Here is a 19,069-nt window from a genome sequence, read left to right on the forward strand (position 1 = left end):
CGGACTCCTTCGTGCACATCGTTGTGACTCTCTGCACACTACTTGGCGCCATTCTCGAGGCTCCCTGCGATGATGTCCGGCATGAGGCTGCACGAGATCGCCGACTACCCCGGCGCCACTCCCGACCAGGTCTTCTCGATCATCCGCGACGACGAGTTCCGTGCCGAGGTGTGCGAGAAGATGCACGCCATCGCGTACGAGGTCTCGGTGGACGACCAGGAGGACCAGGTTCAGGTCCAGATCGACCGGACGATGCCGGCGGAGATGCCGGACTTCATCAAGCGGCTGACCGGCGACACGGTCGAGGTCCGCCAGATCGAGACCTGGGGCCCCGCCGCTGCAGACGGCTCCCGTGCTGGCACCGTCCGGCTGACGATCAAGGGCCAGCCTGCGTCGATGGACGGCACGATGGCGATCCACCCGACGGCATCGGGCGCCGAGCTGGTCGTCGAGGGTGACCTCAAGGTCAAGATCCCGCTGATCGGCAGGAAGGTCGAGCCCGAGGTCGCGAAGGCCATCGTCGCCGCCCTGCGCGTGGAGTCCGAGGCGGGCCAGGCGCGGTTCGCCGAAGGCTGACCGCCCGTACGGTCACCGCCGTGCGTCGGCGCCTCAGGGACGGACGTCGGTACGCCAGGCGTAGACGACCGACGTGCGTATCACGAGGTCCTGCGCCGACCGCGCGCGCACGTCGACCGCCGACCAGAACAGCCCGATCGGGAACGCCACGACGACGACCGCGCGGGCCAGCGCACGCAGGACGTGCACCCGCTCGCCGTCCCGTACGACCCGCGTGCCCATCACCTGACCGCCGAGCGTCTTGCCGCTCGTGGCCCACGTCGCGGTCAGATAGGTCACCATCGACAGCGCCCCCAGGATCAGCACCGCCCCGAACGACCATCGCGGCCACTGCCACTCGACCGGGTTGTAGAGGAAGCTGAGCGCCGCCACGCCGACGTACACCCCCGCCGACCACAGCCCCACGAGCATGTAGTCGAGCCCGCCCGCGATCACCCGCGTCACGACGCCGGCGGGCTGCCCCTGCAGCTGCGCGCCCGGCCCGACCGGATGCGCCGCCGGGCTCATCGCGGACCGCCCTCGCGGCGACGACGCCACACGAGCACCCGGTCGACGGCACGCGCGACGACCTCGTCGGCCGTCGCCGCCCCCGTACGCGCCTCGATGACGAGGTCGGCAGCGATGCCGCTGGAGGAGTCACGGATGATCTCGGGGAGGTCGACGTCGTCGATCACCTCGTTGGCGAGGGCGTCGAGGTCGACCCTCTCGCGCACGAGCGCCGTCAGGTCGAGCCCGTCGAGGACGTGCGTGACGACGCGCTGGAGGTCGACACGGTCGAGGACGACCTCGGTGAGATCGAGCTGGTCGAGCGCGGTGCTGACGACCTGGCCGAGGTCCACGTGCTCGGTCACGACGGCGGTGAGGTTCAGCTCGTCCAGGGCGGTGACGACGACATGCGCGAGGTCGACACGGTTGAGCACGAGCCGCGTCAAGTCGATCTGGTCGAGCACCTCGTCGACCACGACGGGCACGGCGGCGCGGGCACGCTGGACCAGCACCTCCTGCGCGAGCAGCCGCGTCGCCCGTCCGCGGACGACCAGCAGCCGCGCGACGGTGCCGGGTGCGAGCTCGAGCGGGACCAACGGCGGGTACGCCAGGCGGCGCCCGACATGGATCGCCCCCGGGGCGAGCGCTCGGGCCGCGCCGACGAGAGGGACCGCCACGGCGACGGTCGCGCCGACGGCCAGGTCGACGAGCCGTACGACGTGGTCCTGCACGAGTCGAATCTAGAGGAAACGCGCCCCCACGGCGCGGCCCATGCGTTCGAGCAGCTGCGGCGCGTCGGCCATGCACCGGTCGGGATCGCTCTCGAGGTCGGTCAGCGCGAGCACCTCGGCGAACCCTTCGGCGCGGGCCCGAGCGGGCGACAACGTCGTCCGGCCGCAGACGACCACGACGGGCACGCCACGCGCCCGGGCCCGTCCGGCGACCACCGCGGGCGCCTTGCCGCGCAGGGTCTGCTCGTCGAACGCTCCCTCCCCGGTGATCACGAGGTCGACCTCGTCGAGCGCCGCGTCGAGGCCGACGAGGTCGAGCACGAGATCGGCCCCCGACCGCAGCCGGGCTCCGAGCAGCGCGACCGCAGCGAACCCGACACCGCCCGCAGCACCAGCTCCCGCGGCGTCGCGCAGGTCGCGTCCGGTCGTCGACGCGACGACGTCGGCCCACCGGGTGAGTCCAGCATCGAGGGTACGGACCTGCTCGAGGTCGGCGCCCTTCTGCGGGGCGTAGACCGCCGCCGCACCCTCGGGTCCGGTCAGCGGGTTGTCCACGTCGCACGCGACCTCGAGCGTCACGCCCGCCAGGTCGAGTCCGTCGAGGTCGAGGGAGGCGACATCCGCCAGCCCTGCGCCCCCGGCGGGCACCGGCGCCCCGGCTGCGTCGCGCACGCGCGCACCGAGGGCGCTCACCATGCCCGCGCCGCCGTCGGTCGAGGCGCTCCCGCCGATCCCGACGACGACACGCATGGCCCCGTCCGCGATCGCGGCCGCGATCACGTCGCCGAGCCCGCGCGAACTGGCCGCCATCGGCGCGAGCGGCCCGTCGAGCCGCCGCATCCCGCAGGCGTCCGCCATCTCGACCACCGCGTCCACGCCGCGGCGCGCGAACGTGGTCGCCACCGGCTCACCGGTCGGCCCGCTGACGGTGACCGTCTCCAGCGCCCAGCCCGCGGCGAGCGCGGCAGCGACCGTGCCGTCGCCGCCGTCGGCCACGGGTAGCTCCACGGCCTCGGCCCCAGCCGTACGGAGGCCTCGGGCGAGCGCGGACGCGACCTCAGCCGCGTCCGCCGAGCCCTTGAACTTGTCCGGCGCGACGAGGACCCGCGTCACAGGTACGGCTCGACGAGCTCGGCGTAGTGTCGTGCCATCATCGCGACCACGTCCTCCCCGGCTGCTGCCCATACGTCGGCGTTGACGATCTCGACCTCCACGTCGCCGGCGTAACCGGTCGCGGCGACCGCGCGGGTGAACGCCGCGAAGTCGACGTGCCCGTCGCCCATCATGCCGCCCTGACGCTCGCGGGTCACTCTTTCCCGCCCCCGGGTCACTCCCGCGGCACCGCGGGTCAGTCGCCGAGGGCGGCCAGGACGTCGTCGAGCTCCTGCGTCGCGTACCACGCGAGCTCGTCCCCGACGTGGATCGCCTCCACGTCTCGCAGCGCGACCGGACTGCTCATCTCGCTGCCAGCCCCCCCGGGTGCCTCGATCGCGAGTACGAGGACGGTCCCCCACCGCTCCTCTGCGATCTCGCCCGCGACCGCCATCGCGTCGTACTCGTCCTGCTCGTCGTCGCTGGCCGCCACGACACCCTCGTACGCGTCGGCAGGCAGCCTCTCGTCGCCCGCGAGCCGGCGCAGCGCCGCGGGGTCAACCGCCAGATAGGCGCGCACGCTCATGCGGTGCTGCCGGCGTCGTCCACGCTCGGCGCGTGCTGGTCCCAGACGGGAGCGAGGCCGCCACGAGGAGCCCGTTGCCGGGTCGGGCTGGCCGTCTCGACCAGCTCGGCGAGCGCCTCCTCGAGGCACTGTCCGAGGATGTCGGCCTCAGGCACCGCCTGGCGGTCGGCAACGAGGCCGTAGTAGACACCTCCCGCGTACGAGGTGATGCCGATCGACAGCGTGCGGCCGTGCGAGAGCGGGATCGCGGGGTACGTCTCGACGATCTGAGCTCCCCCCATGAACATCGGCTCCTGCGGGCCCGGGACGTTGGTCACGATCAGATCGTACGGGTGGTGCGCCTGCGTCTCGGCCACGCGTGCGCCGACGGCGTGGAACGTCGTCGGGGCGAACCCAGGCAGCGACGCGAGGGTGTTGGCGGCGACCGCGACGCCGGTCTCGCGGTGCGCCTTGAGCGCGTACGACACCTGGTGCAGGCGGACGACCGGGTTCGTCTCGCCGACCGGCAGCGACAGCAGGTGACCGCGCACCGTCGACCCGTACGAGGTGGGGACCCCGTCGGGCGCGGCGACCGACATCGGCACCATGGCGCGCAGGCGGGTCTTGTCGCTGACCGGCTCGGCCTGCGTGAGCATCCAGCGCCGGATCCCCCCGGCGATCGTCGCCAGGATCACGTCGTTGACCGTGCCGCCGTGCACGTCGCGCACCCCGCGGTACTGGTCGAGGCGCGTGCTCACGGTGACGTAGCGACGGTGCTGGCTGAGCCTGCCGCTGAACGGACCGGGGGCATCGGCGGCGACCGGGCCGACGACCGGGAGCGTCTGGACGACCTTGCCGACCCGCGCCTGCACCTTGTCGAACCCCGACCTCAGCCGACTCGCCGCACGACGCGGGTCGAGGGCAGCGTCGACGAGCGACCCCGCGACCAGCGACGCTCCGCCCGGCTCGGAGCGTGGTTTCCAACCGTCGGACGGGACATCGCGGTCGTGCGCGCTCTCGTCGAGGAGCACCTGGGCGAGGTCGACCGTCACCGAGCCGTCGACGAGCGCCTGGTGCGACTTGATGAGGACGGCGCAGCGACCGCCTTCGAGCCCTTCGATGAAGTAGGCCTCCCACAGCGGCCTCGTCAGGTCGAGGCGTCGCGCGATGAGACGGCTGACCAGCTCGCGCAGCGCGGCGTTGGAGCCGGGACTCGGGAGTGCGGAGCGCCGGACGTGGTACGACAGGTCGAACGACGCGTCGTCGACCCAGACCGGAGAACCGATCCCGCCCGGAACGGCGGCGACACGCTGGCGGTAGCGGGGCACCAGCCCGATCCGCTCGTTGACCACCTGCACGAGCGTGTCGTAGTCGAAGGGCCGCTCGCCCGGCGCGACGACGGCAAGCGTCATCACCTGGCGCGGCGTGGCCGACGTCTCCTCGTCGAGGAACGTCACGTCGAGCGCATCGAGACGTCGGGGCACGGGCACAGGTTACGCCAGTTCGTGAGCTCGAGCGCCGAGATCGTCTGCCAATCGTGAGACCGCCCGTTGAAAGGCCGACCCGGCTGCTCCCTCGTACGACGTCAGGCCGTGCACGAGGCAGTGGTCGAGCGCCGTGCGGTCGTACGGGAGGAACGCTGTGGGGATGACACCCGTGAACCGCTCGACGGCCTCGCCGACCTCGTGTGTGCTCCACCCGAGCGTCGACCGCATCTGGTTCACGACGACCGTCGCCTCGACGTCGCACCGGGCGCGCAGGTCCAGCACCGCCCGCGCGAGGCGCGACAGGCCGACCGGGTCGGGGAGACCGACGAGCACGATCTCATCGGCGGTCGCGAGGGTGTGCCGCGCGACGGCGGTGCGTCGTGGCGCGACCCCGTCGAAGCCCTGCTCACCCGTGTCGTCGAGACAGAAGCCGAGATCGACGACGACGTCGTCGGCGAGGTCGCGCGCGGTCGCCAGGACCCCTTCGTAGGCGGTCGCCCGCAGACCGGGCCATCGCTCCGCGCGGGGCAGCCCCGTGAGGACGCCGAGCTCGGGACCGATCCAGCGGAGGTGGCCGGCGAGCGCCCCAGTCGAGAGGACCGCTCCGTTGGCGTCCCGGGCGGCGGCGAGCAGCCCGCTCACCTCGTCCAGGAGGGCAAGCGCGGCGGCCTGCGTGCCGCCGTCGACGTCGGCGTCCACCAGCACGGTGCGACGACCGCGCGCAGCGAGCTCGGCCGCCAGGCCGCGTGCGACCGTGCTGCGCCCCGGCGAGCCGGCCGGCCCCCAGACCGCCGTGAGCCGCCCTTCTCGAGGCGGGGCGTCGAGCGGGAAGCCTGTCGCGGAGGCGGCCTCCGTCGCTGCCCCGGTCGCGACAGCTCCGCCTGGCCGAGGGTCGGCCCCTGCGTCGCCGCGGCGTGCGAGTGCCACGACGCTCGCGAGCCGACCGAGCGGCACGACGGCCTCGATGCCCAGCGCGGCGGCGATCCGTGCGGCCTCGTGCATGCCTGCGTCGGGCGCGATCGCGACGACGACCACGCCGCGGCGCGCGATCCTTTCGACTGCATCAGGGTCGAGGCCGGGCAGCTCCACGCTCACCAGCGCGAGCGCGACCGCGCCGCTGACGGCGGTGGCGACGGCGTCAGCGACATCGACGCAGCGGCGGACGACGGTGATGCCGCGTGCCTCGACCGCAGCCGAGACCAGCTCCGCCTCCCACGCGGCGTCGCCCGCGGCGATGAGGACCGGGACGCTCACGCGTCGGCCCCGCCACGTCGTACCAGGGTGACGGTGCCGGAGTCGAGCGCGGCGAGGGCCTGGGGCAGCAGGTCCTCGTCGTCGACGCGGACGACGATGCCGCGCATGGTCGAGTCTCCCCAGGCCGTGCCGGCCCCGTGGACGGCGACGACCGTGACGTCGTCGAGGACCCGGCGCGCCTCGGCGGTCGGCTCGACGGAGGACTCGCCGGGAGCGACCCAGACGTCCACCCGGTGCCCCTCGCCGAGATCGTCGGGGACGGAGGCGTGCGACACCTGCAGCGGCAGCTCGACGCCGCCCTTGACGGACGCGTCCACGAGTGCGGCGTCGGGAACGAGCTCGCCCGCGGCCATGTCACGGCCCCACACCGCCGACGCCGCCCTGTCCACGAGGGCGTCCGTCTCGCTCGCGGCGAGGTAGTGGGCGCGCGCGTCGCCCCCGAGCCGGGCGTCGACCCGCTCCAGGTCGTCCACGCGCACCGGCTCGCCAGCACGGACGTCGGCCCGCAGTGCCCAGAGCTCGGTCGTCTCCGACACGCGCGCCATGAGCAGGCCGCCGAGCACGACACAGATCGCCACCAGGGCGACTCCTCCGAGGGCGCGGGGATGGGTCCAGCGTGGCCGTTGAAGTCGGCGAGTGTCCGCGCGCACAGAGTCGGTGCGCTGCGAGAGGGTCAGCATGGAGCCTATTGATGCCGCATCCGATGCCCGCGCGTCCACCCGTTGTCCACAGTCCGTCGCGGCACGGGCTGATCCCCGGGAGGTCGACTGGCACAATCAGCACATGCCCGTCGGATCCGAGTCACCCCGATTCCTGCGTCTTTCGGACGTGGCCGACATCCTCAACGTCTCCGAGCGGCAGGTCTACGCCCTCGTACGCCGCGGGGACCTGCCCGCGATCCGCGTCGGCGGGCGCGGCGTGTGGCGGGTCGAGAGCGAGGCGCTCGAGCGCTATATCACCGACCAGTACACCGCGACGCGCGACCACATCGCCGCCCACCCGTTCGTCGACGAGGAGACCGAGGCCGACGCGCGGACCGAGTCCGGCGTCAACGCGGACACCTGATCGCCACGACGGCGTCGTACGGCATGATCTCGCCCGCGATCTCAACGTGGTCGAGCCCCGTCACCACCGGGACTCCGCGGACGCTCGACCCGTCGCGGCGGAGCACGTGCACCTCGTCGCGGTCGCGGACGAGCGCGCCCCACGCCTGACGCCAGGTCATCCGCCGCTGCACCTCGCCTCGTGACGTGCGCGGCGTGCCCTCGCTCGGCACCACTGCGACGACGTCGCGCAGCGCGACGACCCAGTCCGTGACGGCGTCGTGGTGGACCAGCGCCCAGTCCGCGGTCACCATCGCCAGCTCGCCGCGGATCGTGCCGACCGACACGACGCGCATCGTCACCGCAAGCCCCAGGCACCGGTCGGCCCACGGAAGCTGAGCCGAACGCTCCGCAGCAAGGTCGCTGATCTCTTGGTCGCGCTCTGCGTGGGCCTCGCCCTCCGCCTGGAGCGCGAGGTCGTGCTCCAACGCCACGAATCGGTCGTCCCACGGCATGGCGAGCACTCTAGCGATTCCCCAGGTTCTGTGGATGAACGATTGACTGCATCCTTCACCGTACGCAAATGTAGGCAAACGTAAGGAAGGGGAAGAGATGCTCCGTACCGGTGCAGTGATCGCCGTCCCGTGGGGTGCGCTCCTCCTGCTCGCCGAGCAGGTGCCGCCGGCGGTGACGCGACTCGCCGGGGCGGCCGGGCCGGCCGCTCCGCGCCTCGACGTACTCGTCGGCGATCTCGGCCTCGTCGTTGCGACGTTCTCGACGGGCTGGCTGGCACTGCTGACGATCGGGGCGGCTGTGTGCCGGGTGAGCGGGCACCCGCTGCCGCGCGTCCTCCTCCGGTTGTCGCCGGGGCCGTGGCGGCGCGTGATCCTGGCGGTGGCGGGGTCGTCCTTGGTTCTCGCGGGGCCCGCAGCGGCGGTCACCGGCGCCCCGGGCGCGCCGGGTGAGCCCGCCGGGCCGCGTGCCGCGCAGGTGCCGGGCTCGGCCGCATTGCGCGGCCTCGCGCTGCCGGACCGACCTGCCGCGCTTCGACCCGCCTCGTCTCATCCCGTCGGACAGCGTCCCGCCGCCGGGCCCGTCGGACGGTCGGCCGCACGATCTGGCGCGACCCACCGGGTCCGCGCGGGCGACTCGCTGTGGGAGATCGCCGCAGCGTCCTGGGAGGGGACCGGTGCCGAGCCGACCACGGGACAGCTCGACCGGGAGTGGCGCCGCTGGTACGCAGCCAACCGCGCCCGCATCGGTGCCGATCCCGACGCGCTCCGGATCGGCATGATCCTGCGGGCCCCTTCTTCACGTGCCGCCAACCGCATGCCCGACGACCCCCGTCCTTGACACCACACAGAGCGACCACACCCCAGCGAGGAGACTTCGATGACCGACACACGCGCAGCACTCCACGATCTCTCGATCCCGTACGCCGCCGACGGCCGCACGCGACACTCCATGGCAGCGCAGTGGTCGCTCCCCCTCGTCGACGGTTCGCTCGCGCTGTCGACGGACGTACGACCGTCGCTCCCGTCTCGCCCCCACCTCACCCTCGTACCCCCGCAGGCGCCGGTTCCGGACCAGCGTGCGGCGAAGTTCGTCCGCGCGCTGCTCGAGGTCTCGTCAGGCACCCGACCACTCCAGCAGCTCGCACGGGTGCTGACGCCGGAGGTGTACGAGGAGATGCAGCACCGGGTCGCCGTCCTCGCACGCGCCCGCACGCGCGAGCCGCGACAGGCACCGGTCAGCCGGCTGGCGAGCATCCGGGTCTCCCACCCGCGCGAGGGGGTCGCCGAGCTCAGCGCCCGTATCGCCCAGGGCACGCAGTCGCGGGCGCTCGCTGCCCGGCTCGTCCACGACATCGATCGGCGCGACCCGACCTGGGTCTGCAGCGCCCTGTGCTGGGTGTGAGCGGAGCTGGAGCCCTGCTTACGACGAAGGACCCGACCTCGCGACTAACAGGTGGCCGCGAGATCGGGTCCTTCGTCAGAGGTGGTGCGTGAGGCTCAGCGGTTGTTCTTGCGCGACTTGCGCTGCTGCTTGGCCTTCTGGCGCGCCCGGTTCTTGGCGTTGTTCTGGCGCACCTTCTCGTTCTCGGTGAGCGCCAGCGGATCGTCGTCCTCGTCGGCGACCTCGACCTCGACGTCGCCGGTCTCGGTCGGCCCGCTGTAGGTCAGCTGCTGAGGAACGTTCTCCTCCAGGCCCTTCGCGGACAGCTCGACCTCGCCCTCGGCGTCGGAGCCCTCGACCTGGACGTCGACGTTGAAGAGGAAACCGACGGTCTCCTCCTTGATCGCGTCCATCATCGCCGTGAAGAACTCGTGGCCCTCGCGCTGGTACTCGACGAGCGGGTCGCGCTGGCTGTAGGCACGCAGTCCGATGCCCTCGCGGAGGTAGTCCATCTCGTACAGGTGCTCGCGCCACTTGCGGTCCACGACCGACAGCACGACCTTGCGCTCGAGCTCGCGGGTCACCTCGGAGCCGAGCTCGGCCTCGCGGCGCTCGTACGCCTCGCGGGCGTCGGTGGTGATGGCGTCGACGAGGAGCTCGCGCGTCAGGCCGGAACGACCGCCGTGCTGGTCCTCGAGCTCGACCACCGAGACGGAGACCGGGTAGAGCGTCTTGAGCGCCGTCCACAGCGCATCGAGGTCCCACTCGTCGGGGAAGCCCTGCGCGGCACCGTTGACGTAGCCGGTGACGGTGTCGGTGATCATCTCGCGCACCCAGTCGGACAGGTCTGCGCCCTCGAGCACGCGGCGACGCTCGGCGTAGATGACTTCACGCTGGCGGTTCATGACGTCGTCGTACTTGAGGATGTTCTTGCGGGTGTCGAAGTTCTGCGCCTCGACCTGGCTCTGCGCCGACGCGATCGCGTTGGTGACGTTCTTGTTCTCGATCGGCACGTCGTCGGGCACCTTGAGCCGCGTGAGGATGAAGTCGACCCAGTCGGCCTTGAACAGCCGCATCAGGTCGTCCTCGAGGGACAGGTAGAAGCGCGTCGAGCCCGGATCGCCCTGACGTCCGGAACGACCACGCAGCTGGTTGTCGATACGCCGGGACTCGTGGCGCTCGGTGCCGATGACCGCGAGGCCACCGAGATCGACGACCTCGTCGTGGTCGGCAGCGACCTGCTTCTCGACCTCGTTGACGGTCTCCTGCCACGCGGCCTCGTACTCGTCGGGCGTCTCGACCGGGTCGAGGCCCTTCGCGCGAAGCGCCTGGTCGGCGAGGAACTCCACGGATCCACCGAGCATGATGTCGGTGCCTCGTCCTGCCATGTTGGTCGCGACGGTGACGGCACCCTTGTGACCGGCGACGGCGACGACGGCGGCCTCACGATCGTGCTGCTTGGCGTTGAGGACCTGGTGCGCGACGCCACGCTTCTTGAGCATCTTGGAGAGCCGCTCGGACTTCTCGACGCTCGTGGTGCCGACGAGGATCGGTTGGCCGGCCTCGTGGCGCTCGGCGATGTCGTCGACGACCGCCTCGAACTTCGCCTCCTCGGTCCGATAGACCAGGTCGCGCTCGTCGACACGAGCGACCGGCTTGTTCGTCGGGATGGCAACGACGCCGAGCTTGTAGATCTTGTCGAACTCCGACGCCTCGGTCATCGCCGTACCGGTCATGCCCGAGAGCTTGTCGTAGAGGCGGAAGTAGTTCTGGAGGGTGATCGTGGCGAGGGTCTGGTATTCCTCGCGGATCGTCACCTCCTCCTTGGCCTCGATCGCCTGGTGGAGGCCCTCGTTGTAGCGACGGCCCTCGAGGATGCGGCCGGTGTGCTCGTCGACGATCAGGACGTCGCCGTTGATGACGACGTAGTCCTTGTCGTTCTTGAAGAGCTCCTTGGCCTTGATCGCGTTGTTGAGGAACGAGATCAGCGGCGTGTTGACCGCGTCGTACAGGTTGTCGATGCCGAGGTGGTCCTCGACCTTGGTGATCGCCGGCTCGAGGACGGAAACCGTGCGCTTCTTCTCGTCGACCTCGTAGTCGTAGTCGCGCTCCATCGGACCCACGATCGCGGCGAACTCTCCGTACCACTTCACCTCGTCCTGCGTGGGACCGGAGATGATCAGCGGCGTACGAGCCTCGTCGATGAGGATCGAGTCGACCTCGTCCACGATCGCGAAGTTGTGACCGCGCTGGACACACTCCGAGATGTCGTCGGCCATGTTGTCGCGCAGGTAGTCGAAACCGAGCTCGTTGTTGGTCGCGTACGTGATGTCGGCGAGGTAGGCCTTGCGGCGCTGGGCGGGAGTCATCGACGGCACGATCACGTCGGTCGTCAGACCGAGGAAGCCGTGGACGCGGCCCATCCACTCCGCGTGGTACTTCGCGAGGTAGTCGTTGACCGTCACGACGTGGACGCCCTTGCCCGACAGTGCGTTGAGGTAGCTCGGGAGGGTCGCGACGAGCGTCTTGCCCTCACCGGTCTTCATCTCAGCGATGTTGCCGAGGTGCAGCGCGGCACCGCCCATGATCTGGACGTCGAAGTGCCGCTGGCCGAGCACGCGCTTGGCGGCCTCGCGAACGGTCGCAAAAGCCTCCGGCATGAGGTCGTCGAGCGTCTCGCCCGCCTCGAGGCGGTCCTTGAACTCGTCCGTCATGCCGCGGAGCTCGTCGTCGCTCATGGCGACGAAGTCGTCCTCGAGGGCGTTGACCTGCTTGACGATGGCCTGCAGCTGGCGAAGGATCTTGCCCTCGCCCATCCGCAGGATCTTGTCGATCACCTTCGGCACGGAATCGCACTCCTGAGACTTGCTCCGAAGCCGCCCAGGGCCCGGAACACGCCGGATCGGCCCCGCAACGGCAGAATCGCGTCCATCCTAGGCGACCGACGGGGGCAACCGTAACTGCCTCAGGGATCTGGGTCACACCGCGGAGGGATCAGGCACGGGGACGGCGGCCGGGACAGCAGCCGGCACGGCGGCGGCGAGCGCCGGCGCGAGATCACCCCGTGGCTCCACCTCGAGGGCGTCCAGCCCCAGCCATCTGGCCGCGGCCCACAGCTGCTCGGCCAGAGCAGCCGCCACCCGCCCGGCATCGACCCCAGGCTCGGCCCACGCGGCACGCGCCAGGAGGCGCCCCGTCGCCCGGTCGGCCTTGAGGTCGACCCGCGCGACGATCGCGTCGTCGAGCAGGAACGGGAGGACGTAGTAGCCGTGCACCCGCTTGTGGGCCGGGACGTAGATCTCGATCCGGTAGCGGAAGCCGAACAGGTCCTCGGTGCGTGCCCGCTCCCACACCAGCGGGTCGAACGGGCTCAGCAGGGCGGCAGTACGGATCCGGCGCGGCGTCGCAGCGGCGACGTGCCGATAGGCGAGACGCTGCCATCCCTCGACCCGCACGGGCTCCAGCGCGCCCTCCTCCACGAGCTCGTGCACCGCGGCCCGCGTCTCGCGGGCACCCATCCGGAAGTAGTCGCGCAGGCTCGCCTCGGTGGCCACGCCGCTCGAGATCGCCGCGCGGCGCACCAGCGTCCGTGCCGCCTCCGGCGCGTCGAGGTCCGGCGCGTCGAGGACCGCGGCGGGAAGGACCCGTTCAGGGAGGTCGTACACGCGCTCGAACGCACCGTTGCGGCGTGCGACGGCGAGCTCGCCGGAGAGGAAGAGGTATTCGAGCGCCTTCTTGGTCTCCGACCAGTTCCAGCCCCACTGGTCACGCGGGCGGCCGGTGGCCGGGTCGAGCTCACGCGCGGTCGCGGCGCCGCTGCGCTCCACCTCGACGAGCAGCGCATCGGCGAGGGCGGGCCTGCCGGCCTCGCCGCTCCAGGCGTGGCCGCGCTCGCGGTAGCCGAGCATGCGGTGGCGCATCGCCGGCCACAGCTCGACAGGCATGTATGCGGCGACGTGCGCCCAGTACTCGACGAGCCGGCGTGGACGCTTCTCGGCCGCTCGGTGCAGGAGCGCGGTGTCGTACGGGCCGAGACGACTGAAGAGCGGGAGGTAGTGCGCCCGCTGCATGACGTTCACCGAGTCGATCTGGAGCACGCCCGTCCGGGTGAGGGCGCGGTCGAGCGTCCGCATCGTCACCTTCGTGTGAGCAGGGTCGTTGAATCCCTGAGCGGCGAGCACGGTCCGCCTGGCGGTCGAGGCCGCCATGTCCTGCGCTCGCGTCACGGCAGGTCGAGCAACCGCTCGCGGACCGCGTACGTCGCGGCCTCCACCCGGGACCGCAGCTGGAGCTTCTCCAGGATGTTGCGGACGTGGTTCTTGACGGTGTTCTCGCTGATGAACAGCTTCTGTCCGATCTCTCGGTTGTTGTTGCCCACCGCGACCAGGCGGAGCACCTCGAGCTCTCGATCGCTGAGCTTGGTGCCGCGTGGCGGCTCACCGCGCGTGGCCAGCAGCCGGAACTCCTCCAGAAGACGGGTCGCCATCGGAGGGCTGATCAGCGACTGTCCGGTCGCTACCCGCCGCACGGCGTCGCTGACCTGGTCGACGGACGAGTCCTTGAGCAGGTAGCCGGACGCGCCGTTGCGGATCGACTCCAGGAGGTCGCTCTCTTCGTCGCTGGCGGTCAGCATGATGATGCGCGCGGACGGCGCGACCTCCTTGATCGCCGCTGCCGCCTGGGGTCCACTCATGCCGGGCATCCGGACATCGAGGAGGACCACGTCCGGGGCGCTGGCCGTCGCCTGAGCGACGCCCGACGGACCGTCGTGGGCCTCCTCGATATCGAGCCCCGGATCGGCTTCGAGCACCATCCGCAGACCGCGCCGGAACAGCTCCTGGTCGTCGACGAGGAGGACCCGGACCGTCTCAGTCGGCACGTCTGCAGCGTCCATCGCAGCCGATCATGCCACGGAAAGGTCAGCCGACGCTGTCGTCGAGGCCCTCGAACCCTCCGGATGTCGGCTCGATGTGGATGACTCCGTAGTCGTATCCCCGCCTCCGGTAGACGACGCTCGGGTGTCCGGAGTCCTTCTCCACGAAGAGGTAGAAGTCGTGCCCCACCATCTCCATCTCGTACAGCGCCTGGTCGAGCGTCATGGGGGCGGCGCGGTGCGTCTTCTCGCGGACGACCAGCGGACCCTCGCCGCGGACCTCGACGGGGCCGGCGTAGTGGACGGCGTCGATCGGCTCCTCGTCGGGCTCGGCCGTCGATGCACCGTCGGTGGCGGCGGCGAACTCAGAGACCGACATCGGCGTACGGCTGCCGTGGTGGACGCGACGGCGGTCCTTGGCCTTCCTGATCTGCGCCTCGAGCTTGTCGACGGCCTTGTCGAGCGCGGCGAGCGGGTCGTCGGAGCAGGCTTCGGCGCGCATCGCGGGCCCTCTGCCGCGAAGGGTGATCTCGACCCGCTCGCAGCGTCCGCTCTGGCGGGGGTTGTACTCCTTGGTGAGCTCGACGTCGACGCGCTGGATCTTCTTGCGATGGTCGTACTTCTCGATGCGAGGTGTCTTCTCGTCTACGTAGTCGCGAAAACGCTGGCTGATCTCGCAGTTCCTACCCTTGACGACAATGTCCACGAAGCCTCCTCGAATGAGCGACTGCCACCGCTGACCGGTGGCGAGTCGCGGCGGATGACGTTCACATGTCTCGACCGTAGACCCGGTCAGGACATTTCTCCAGAGATGGCGGACACACGGGACGAAGGTCCCGACGCGCCGAACTCCTCCGCACGGTCGCAGCCACCGTGGCGACGGCGATCGGGCGCGTTCCCACCGCCCCGAGCACCCTCACGGCCTCCGCCGCGCTGGCACCGGTGGTCAGGACGTCATCGGTCACGACGACGGCGCAGGCCGCCCCAGCACGGCCGACGGGTGAGCCGCGGAGCCGGTAGGCCCCGGCAAGGTTGGCCGCCCGCTCGGCCGCACTCAGCCCGGCCTGGTCGCGGACCAACGTGTCGACCGCCAGCACGCGCGACGTCCGCACGGGCAGGCCGCGCCGCCGCAGGTCGGCCGCCGCCCGGAGCGCGAGCTCGCTGCCGGCGTCGAACCCACGCGCGCGGACGGCCGAACGCCGCGACGGCACAGGGACCAGGCGGATCTCGCGCCCGGTCGCGCCGGTCAGAACCAGCGCGTGGAGGACAGCGTCGGCCAGCGCACGGCCCAGCGGTGCCGCGAGAGCGGTGCGAGGCTCCTCCTTGTAGGCGTGGAGCGCAGCGGGGACGACACCCTCGTACGGACCGGTCGACACCATGACCACCGGCGGGGCGCGCGTGAGCGCACGCGGAGCCGGATCGGGGCTGCGTACGGCCGGGGCGCCCCGCACGCGCGCCTCGCACCCGGCGCACAGGACGACGCCTGGGTCCTCGCAGCCGGCGCAGCGCACGCCGAGGAGGAGATCGGCAGCAGCCTTGAGGAGTTCTCGCACGCCTTCAGGGTGGCGTCCGCGGGTGGGTCGCGAGGGGCGGCAGCGCTCCCCTGGGGACAGGGTCGCACGTCTCCACCTTGTGGACGGGCGGCCGGCTCAGCCCGCGAACGCCGCGAGGCTCACCGGCTCGTCGCTGGCCTCCGCCCAACGACCGTCACCGTTCTGCGTCCACAGCATGCCCTCGGCATCGAGCACGAAGATCGGCGACGAGAGCAGGCCCGCGCTCAGCACCTGGCGTGCGCCGTCCTGCGGCAGCAGGCCGACCCGGACAGCTCCGGTGACGCTGCTGGACCCGTCGACGGCGACGATCGCGACCTGCGGCACCCGCTCCTGCGCGCGGGCCAGCAGGGCGATCGTCGTGCTCGAGCGCCACGCCGCCGACAACGGCACCCCGGTCTCCGTCGGCAACGGGATCTCCGCGATGTCGACGAGACCGACCACCCCGCCGCCCTCGGCGTCGTAGCGGATCGCCCCCACGTACAGCGCGTCGCGGGCGCCGACGCGTGCGGTCGCCGTGAAGCGCGCACCGTCCGGCGAGAGCTCGAATCCGGTCACCCGACCGCCGGCGAGCGGACCGAGGTCGATCGAGCGCGGAGGCTCGTCGGCGGGCCCGACGGTGAGCCGCGAGCCGCCCCGGACACGGTCGACGGTCCACAACCGGCCTGCAGCGTCCCAGCTCGGCCGGAGCAGATCGGTCCCCTGCCGTGCGGGGACCAGCGCAGGTTCACCGGCCAGCGGTGACACCGAGACGACACGACGACCGCCTGTCACCAGCGCGATGCGCTCCGCGTCCACCGCGACCCGGAAGTCGTCGGCGGGCACCGGGTCGCGTCCCCACGCGCCCGCGAACGGCCCCGTGCTCGAACGCCCGACCACCAGCAGCCGACCCTCGCGCATCGCGAAGAGCTGTGTCGGGCGGTCGGCAGCGGGGTCGAACTGGTCCCATGCGTCGATGCGTTGGACCTCGGGGGTGTTGGGCAGGGCGATCGGGCGGTCACCGATGCGGATCTCCACCCCGGTGACCGTCGAGATCTGCCGCAGGCTCCACACCAGCTGGGCGGACAGCCGCTCACGGTCGCCGAGCGAGACCCCCGAGTCGGATCCCGCGAACCTCACGAGTGCCACGCCCTGGTCGTCGACCTCCACCGGCGCGGCGAGCTTCCAGGTGCTGGGAAGGAAGCTGCGCGCCTGTCCACCGAGCACTCCGTCGGGCCCTCCCAGCAGGGACGACACGAGATCGGTGGGCCGACCCTCGTCATCGGGAAGGTGGACCGGTGCCGCGACGAGCTGCTCGCCCGCCGAGTCGAAGTAGTACGCGTTGACCGCGTCGTAGTAGTCCTCGAAAAAGGCGTCGGTGATCAGCGCACCCGGTGGTGGGTCCGCGATACGCCACTGCTCGTCCTCCTGAACCAGTGTCAGGTCGAAGTGCTGCTCGCGCGCGGCGGGCACCGTGAAGCGCCCCTGCTCGGTGAGGACGGCCTCGCGTGCGATGTCGACCGCGACGCTCTCGGCGCCGGAGCGCTCCTCCGGCTCTGCGACCGACGACAGCGAGTAGACGGTCACCGACTCCTCCGGACGCCAGTCGTCGCCCGCCCCGTCGGTGAGGAAGCGGCGAGCGATGTCGTAGCGCACCGGCGACGACATCATCGCCTGGAGGAAGCCGTTGACGATGTCGCGCGGCGAGGCCCCGTCGGCGGGACCGGCCGGGCGGATGCGCGCCGGCGAGACCTGCTGGGGACGGCCGTCCTCGACGACGCGGACCGGTCCGCCGTCGGGGATCGAGACGCAGCCGGCGAGAAGCGCACCCAGCGAGAGCGCCGCGCCGAGCCGCACGAACGGGCGGATGGTCGTACGCGAGGTCGAGATCGGCCGCGTCATCGGACACCCTCCGTACGGTTGAGACCGGCCCCGGCGTCGGGGACCAGCGGAAGCGGTGAGCGCTGCGGGTCGTCGCCGGCGTGCCGCGGCAGCGTGAGACGGAACTGAGCACCTTGCCCCGGCTCGCCCCACGCCTGGAGCCAGCCGCCGTGCAGGACGGCATCCTCGAGCGCGATCGCGAGGCCGAGGCCCGTGCCGCCGCGGCTGCGCTCACGCGCCGGATCGGCACGCCAGAAGCGGTTGAAGACCAGCTGCGACTGGCCCGGCTCGAGACCGACCCCGAAGTCGCGGACGGCGATCGCCGCACTCGTCGCGCCGTGTGCCACGAGCAGGTGCACCTGCGACGAGCCGGAGTAGTGGATGGCGTTGGCGACCAGGTTGCGGACGATCCGCTCGATCCGGCGTACGTCGGCGTCGACGATGGCAGGCCCGTCGCGGTTCACCACGCGCAGCTCGACGCCGTGCCGCGCTGCCAGCGGCGCGTACTGGGCGCAGACGCGTTCGGCCAGGTCGACGAGGTCGACCGCCTCGAGGTCGAGACGTGCCGCGCCCGCGTCGAAACGGCTGATCTCCAGCAGGTCGCTCAGCAACGCCTCGAACCGGTCGAGCTCGGTCTGCAGGAGCTCGGCGGACCGCTCCGAGCTGGGGTCGAAGTGCTCGCGGTTGTCGTACAGGACGTCGGCGGCCATGCGCACGGTCGCGATCGGGGTGCGCAGCTCGTGCGAGACGTCGGACACGAACCGGTGCTGGAGGCGGGACAGCTCCTCGAGCTGACGGATCTGCCGCTGGAGGCTCTCGGCCATCTTGTTGAACGACAGGCTCAGGCGTGCGATGTCGTCCTCGCCGCGCACCACCATGCGCTCCTCGAGCCGGCCGTCGGCGAGGCGCTCGGCGATGCGCCGTGCGAGGCGCACCGGGGTCACCACCTGCCGGGTCACCAGCCAGGCCACCCCCGAGGAGAGCAGGACGAGCGCGAGCCCCGCATAGAGCAGCGAGTTGCGTACGAGCGACAGCGTGCGCTCCTGGTCGGTCATCGGGAACGCGTAGTAGAGAGCGAACTCCTGGTCGCCGTCCGGCATCCGCAGCAGGTCGCCGACGATGATCGCTGCCGCATTCTCGTCGGACCCCTCGATCTCCATCCGAGTGAACGTGTACGCCGCGTGCTGACCGTCGGCGACTGCCTGCGCGAGGTCGTCGGGGATGGCGGGCGAGGCGATGCCGGCCGAGGCGAACGCCGCCTCGCCGTCGCCCGACGGATCGAGCGGCCCCTCCAGCATGACCTGGTACGAGGGAGGCGAGCCCGACCGCGCCGCGAGGTCGTTGACCAGCGTGCGCAGGGCATCGATCTCCGAGGACGCCTCGGAGACCGAGCTGACGTCGAGGGACTGCTGCGCTTGGCTGAACCCTGCCCGCGCCTCCGACAGCGCCACCGCGCGACGTGCCTCGACCATGCCGTCGGCCACGCCCTGCAGCATCAGCCAGCCGACGCCACCGATCACGAACGCGCTGATCGCCATCGTCGTGATGACGACGCGCGCCTGGATCGAACGACGCCACAGCGAGACGACGGGAGACAGCACGTTGCGCACCCGCAGCAGCCCCCGGCGCAGCCACCTCGGCGCCCGTCGCGCCATG

General features: G+C 71.5%; 20 protein-coding genes. 4 read left to right on the forward strand and 16 right to left on the reverse strand.

All coding sequences use genetic code 11. From position 1 onward, the window contains the following. Positions 1-81 precede the first annotated feature (81 nt). Positions 82-576, forward strand: coding sequence for a DUF2505 domain-containing protein (locus ACFSDF_RS07440; protein ID WP_167005117.1), 495 nt, complete (start codon positions 82-84; stop codon positions 574-576). Between the two features lie 33 nt (positions 577-609). Here the strand turns inward: ACFSDF_RS07440 and ACFSDF_RS07445 are convergent, their stop codons facing one another. Genes ACFSDF_RS07445 through ACFSDF_RS07480 form a run of 8 tightly spaced genes read right to left on the reverse strand, consistent with a single transcriptional unit; the run spans position 610 to position 6,769 of the window. Next, the gene (locus ACFSDF_RS07445; RefSeq protein WP_167005119.1) at positions 610-1,083 is read right to left on the reverse strand and encodes an RDD family protein; all 474 of its coding nucleotides are present in this window, start codon (positions 1,081-1,083) and stop codon (positions 610-612) included. Continuing rightward, positions 1,080-1,793: a hypothetical protein gene (locus ACFSDF_RS07450; RefSeq protein WP_167005122.1), complete on the reverse strand. Its 714-nt coding sequence runs from the start codon at positions 1,791-1,793 to the stop codon at positions 1,080-1,082. Before ACFSDF_RS07450 ends, ACFSDF_RS07445 begins: the two co-directional genes overlap by 4 nt. A 9-nt stretch (positions 1,794-1,802) precedes the next feature. After that, entirely contained in the window at positions 1,803-2,906 is a 1,104-nt protein-coding gene (locus tag ACFSDF_RS07455; RefSeq protein ID WP_377156918.1) for a glycerate kinase, read from the reverse strand. Continuing rightward, positions 2,903-3,103, reverse strand: a complete 201-nt coding sequence (locus ACFSDF_RS07460) for a hypothetical protein (RefSeq protein WP_377156920.1) — start codon at positions 3,101-3,103, stop codon at positions 2,903-2,905. Before ACFSDF_RS07460 ends, ACFSDF_RS07455 begins: the two co-directional genes overlap by 4 nt. 38 nt (positions 3,104-3,141) lie before the next feature. After that, entirely contained in the window at positions 3,142-3,471 is a 330-nt protein-coding gene (locus ACFSDF_RS07465) for a hypothetical protein (protein WP_167005126.1), read from the reverse strand. Beyond that, positions 3,468-4,934, reverse strand: a complete 1,467-nt coding sequence (locus ACFSDF_RS07470) for a WS/DGAT/MGAT family O-acyltransferase (RefSeq protein WP_377156922.1) — start codon at positions 4,932-4,934, stop codon at positions 3,468-3,470. Before ACFSDF_RS07470 ends, ACFSDF_RS07465 begins: the two co-directional genes overlap by 4 nt. A 9-nt stretch (positions 4,935-4,943) precedes the next feature. Further along, positions 4,944-6,191, reverse strand: coding sequence for an AAA family ATPase (locus ACFSDF_RS07475; RefSeq protein WP_167251716.1), 1,248 nt, complete (start codon positions 6,189-6,191; stop codon positions 4,944-4,946). Next, positions 6,188-6,769, reverse strand: a complete 582-nt coding sequence (locus ACFSDF_RS07480; protein ID WP_167251715.1) for a hypothetical protein — start codon at positions 6,767-6,769, stop codon at positions 6,188-6,190. Before ACFSDF_RS07480 ends, ACFSDF_RS07475 begins: the two co-directional genes overlap by 4 nt. 205 nt (positions 6,770-6,974) lie before the next feature. Between ACFSDF_RS07480 and ACFSDF_RS07485 the strand changes: the two genes are divergently transcribed. Further along, positions 6,975-7,256 (forward strand): helix-turn-helix domain-containing protein, encoded by a 282-nt coding sequence (locus ACFSDF_RS07485; RefSeq protein ID WP_167005136.1) that lies wholly within the window; start codon positions 6,975-6,977, stop codon positions 7,254-7,256. On the opposite strand, the gene ACFSDF_RS07490 is transcribed toward ACFSDF_RS07485, so the two are convergent. Then, entirely contained in the window at positions 7,240-7,749 is a 510-nt protein-coding gene (locus ACFSDF_RS07490; protein ID WP_167005139.1) for a hypothetical protein, read from the reverse strand. The genes ACFSDF_RS07485 and ACFSDF_RS07490 overlap by 17 nt on opposite strands. Positions 7,750-7,846: 97 nt before the next feature. On the opposite strand from ACFSDF_RS07490, the gene ACFSDF_RS07495 reads away from it, so the two are divergent. Both ACFSDF_RS07495 and ACFSDF_RS07500 read left to right on the forward strand, forming a co-directional pair. Further along, complete coding sequence (locus ACFSDF_RS07495) at positions 7,847-8,587, forward strand: LysM peptidoglycan-binding domain-containing protein (RefSeq protein WP_167005141.1); 741 nt, start codon at positions 7,847-7,849, stop codon at positions 8,585-8,587. Positions 8,588-8,626: 39 nt separating this feature from the next. Then, positions 8,627-9,151: an Rv3235 family protein gene (locus tag ACFSDF_RS07500; RefSeq protein WP_167005144.1), complete on the forward strand. Its 525-nt coding sequence runs from the start codon at positions 8,627-8,629 to the stop codon at positions 9,149-9,151. 95 nt (positions 9,152-9,246) lie between these two features. On the opposite strand, the gene secA is transcribed toward ACFSDF_RS07500, so the two are convergent. The 7 genes from secA to mtrB form a co-directional block, all read right to left on the reverse strand. After that, a complete protein-coding gene (secA, locus tag ACFSDF_RS07505) occupies positions 9,247-11,946 on the reverse strand; it encodes a preprotein translocase subunit SecA (protein WP_465264191.1) in 2,700 nt (899 codons plus the stop codon). Between the two features lie 162 nt (positions 11,947-12,108). After that, positions 12,109-13,338: a winged helix-turn-helix domain-containing protein gene (locus tag ACFSDF_RS07510; RefSeq protein WP_377156926.1), complete on the reverse strand. Its 1,230-nt coding sequence runs from the start codon at positions 13,336-13,338 to the stop codon at positions 12,109-12,111. Positions 13,339-13,352: 14 nt separating this feature from the next. Next, complete coding sequence (locus ACFSDF_RS07515; RefSeq protein WP_243843016.1) at positions 13,353-14,009, reverse strand: response regulator; 657 nt, start codon at positions 14,007-14,009, stop codon at positions 13,353-13,355. 40 nt (positions 14,010-14,049) lie between these two features. After that, complete coding sequence (gene hpf, locus ACFSDF_RS07520; RefSeq protein WP_167005151.1) at positions 14,050-14,709, reverse strand: ribosome hibernation-promoting factor, HPF/YfiA family; 660 nt, start codon at positions 14,707-14,709, stop codon at positions 14,050-14,052. Positions 14,710-14,770: 61 nt separating this feature from the next. After that, a complete protein-coding gene (locus ACFSDF_RS07525; RefSeq protein WP_377156929.1) occupies positions 14,771-15,556 on the reverse strand; it encodes a ComF family protein in 786 nt (261 codons plus the stop codon). A 96-nt stretch (positions 15,557-15,652) separates the two neighbouring features. After that, a complete protein-coding gene (locus ACFSDF_RS07530; protein WP_377156931.1) occupies positions 15,653-17,434 on the reverse strand; it encodes an LpqB family beta-propeller domain-containing protein in 1,782 nt (593 codons plus the stop codon). Further along, on the reverse strand, positions 17,431-19,068 hold the full coding sequence (gene mtrB, locus ACFSDF_RS07535; protein ID WP_167251711.1) for an MtrAB system histidine kinase MtrB: 1,638 nt from the start codon (positions 19,066-19,068) through the stop codon (positions 17,431-17,433). Before mtrB ends, ACFSDF_RS07530 begins: the two co-directional genes overlap by 4 nt. Position 19,069: the final 1 nt, after the last annotated feature.

The organism is Mumia zhuanghuii (assembly GCF_042681565.1).
In the GTDB taxonomy this organism is placed as follows: Bacteria; Actinomycetota; Actinomycetes; order Propionibacteriales; family Nocardioidaceae; genus Mumia.